Consider the following 1,383-nt stretch of genomic DNA (forward strand, 5'->3'; position numbering starts at 1 on the left):
AGCCGGCCATGGTAGAGGCGATGCGCATGACCTGTTCCTGGTAGACCATGACGCCGTAGGTCTCTTTAAGGATCGGCTCAAGCATTTCGTGTGGATAACTTATTGATTTTTGCCCGTGCTTGCGCTCGACGAAGTCTTTCACCATACCCGAGCCGAGCGGACCCGGCCGGTACAGCGCCAAGAGGGCGATGATGTCGGTAAACGCTGTCGGCTGCAAATCCCTTAGTAGCGAACGCATACCCGTGCTTTCTAGCTGAAACACACCGGTGGTCTCACCCTTTTGCAGCAGTTCGTAGGTCGTCTTATCATCATCGGGGATGGTGTCGATATCGATGTCCACCCCATGCTTTTTATTAATGTTCTTCACCGCGTTATCAATAACGGTGAGCGTACGAAGTCCGAGAAAATCTATCTTCAGTAGGCCGATCTTCTCAATCGAGCCCATGCTGTATTGTGTGACGATCTCGGCCTCGCCTTTTCGTTGTACCGGCGTGCGGTTGGTAAGCTCCTGGTCGGAGATAACGACGCCGGCCGCGTGGATGGAGTCCTGTCTGACCAGGCCCTCAAGGTTCTTGGCCATATCAAGGATCTGGCGCGTTACCTCGGGGTCGTTCTCGTAAGCGTCCTTTAGCTCGGGGACATGCTCGATCGCGGCATCTATCGTCCAGGGCCTACCCTCGTTGAATCCCTCGGGGATCATCTTGGCGATCTTGTCCACCCTGCCGTAAGGGATATCAAAAACCCGGCCCGCATCGCGGATGGCGGCGCGGGCGGCCATCGTGCCAAAGGTGATGATTTGGGCGACCTTGTCCTCGCCGTACTTTTGCGTAACGTACTCGATAACCTCGGGGCGCCGTTCGAAGCAGAAGTCTATATCGATATCGGGCATGCTTATTCGCTCTGGATTTAAGAACCTTTCAAAAAGAAGATCGTACTTCATGGGGTCGACGTTGGTGATCTCAAGACAGAAGGCGACCATGCTCCCGGCGGCCGATCCACGGCCCGGCCCCACCTTAATCCCCTGCGACTTCGCATACCGCACGAAATCCTGAACGACCAGGAAGTATCCCGGAAAGCCCATCTGCTTGATAACGCCTATCTCATATTCCAGGCGCTCTTTGTACTGGTCGCCGGCGTTGGGATAGCGCTTTTCAAAACCCTCATGGCATAGTTTTTCAAAATACTCGTCGGCGGTATAGCCCTCGGGGATGTCATAGTTTGGAAGCAAATATTCGCCGAATTTTATCTCAACATTACAGCGTTCGGCTATTTTTAAGGTGTTTTCCAGTACGCCCGGCCTGCCGGGGAACAGCGCTGCCATCTCCTCGCCCGACTTTAAGTAGAAGTTGTCGCTATTGAATTTCATCCTTGTGGTGTCGGCAA

Annotated in this window: 1 protein-coding gene; it reads right to left on the minus strand. The window is 53.9% G+C overall.

The window, feature by feature from the left end; translation table 11 throughout:
• The coding region (dnaE, locus tag COY37_RS00800) for a DNA polymerase III subunit alpha (RefSeq protein WP_286975535.1) at positions 1–1,383 on the minus strand (1,383 nt) is incomplete at both ends.

This window comes from Candidatus Aquicultor secundus (genome assembly GCF_002791875.1).
Classification (GTDB): Bacteria; Actinomycetota; Aquicultoria; order Aquicultorales; family Aquicultoraceae; genus Aquicultor_A; species Aquicultor_A secundus.